Here is a 949-nt window from a genome sequence, read left to right on the forward strand (position 1 = left end):
GACTTTTCATTAAAAACAACCAAGTTACACGGGTAAAATCATCTACAAAAGTGACAAAATATCGAAAACCTGGTTTGGACGTAACGGGACAAGGACCCCAAACATCTGAATGGACTAATTCAAACGGAGCGCTAGATCGCTTATTGACCCTAGGACTAGAACTAAGACGATGATGTTTAGCAAATTGACATGATTCACAGTCTAATGAGGAAAGTGAACTAAATTGAGGACAAAGTAGTTTGAGAAGAGGAAGAGAGGGGTGACCTAGACGACAATGTTCTTCAAAGGCAGATGTGACGCTGGGACAAGCAATGGATTTGGATGTGTCGAGAATATAGAGGCCTCCAGATTCATGTCCTTTACCAATAATCTGTTTCGTCATGAGATCCTGAAAGACACAAAAGTTGGGAAAAAATGAGATTGAACAATTTAATGTTTTTGTGAGTTGACTAACAGACAGGAGGTTAAATGATAAGTTGGGTAAATGCAGGACATGAGATAATGACAAAGGAGTAGGTGTGATAGTGCCAGATCAAATAACATTTGAAGGAGATCCATCGGCTAAAGTAACCGTGGATGTGGAAGTATAAGGTGTAAGGGTGCAAAAAAATTTTGAATTACCTGTCATATGATCTGTGGCACCAGAATCTATGACCCATTTGGAAGATGAGGAAATGAGACACGTATTCGGGTTACCTGATTCAGCAATGGCAGTGACAGAGGATTTTGAAGTCCTTAGTGATCCTTGGTACTCAAAAAATTTGTCATACTCATCGGCAGGGACACGAACTGAGTTGTCGGAGGAGGATGCAACATGAGCCGACTGATTCTTTTGATTCTTGTACTGAAGCCTACGACACTCATGTATGGTGTGACCCGACTTTTTACAGTAATTGCAAGTGATCGTGCCAATATCCTTGGGACGAGAATCAAAACTTCGTGGGCCTCC

Annotated in this window: 2 protein-coding genes; both read right to left on the bottom strand. The window is 41.2% G+C overall.

Translation table 11 applies throughout. The features are described from left to right. A partial coding sequence (locus QQK25_RS24835) for a GAG-pre-integrase domain-containing protein (RefSeq protein ID WP_284190071.1) occupies positions 1-382 on the bottom strand: 382 nt, incomplete at its 3' end. 150 nt (positions 383-532) lie between these two features. Further along, positions 533-913 (bottom strand): hypothetical protein, encoded by a 381-nt coding sequence (locus QQK25_RS24840; RefSeq protein ID WP_498027255.1) that lies wholly within the window; start codon positions 911-913, stop codon positions 533-535. Positions 914-949 lie beyond the last annotated feature (36 nt).

It is taken from the genome of Zoogloea oryzae (genome assembly GCF_030161255.1).
In the GTDB taxonomy this organism is placed as follows: domain Bacteria; phylum Pseudomonadota; class Gammaproteobacteria; order Burkholderiales; family Rhodocyclaceae; genus Zoogloea; species Zoogloea oryzae.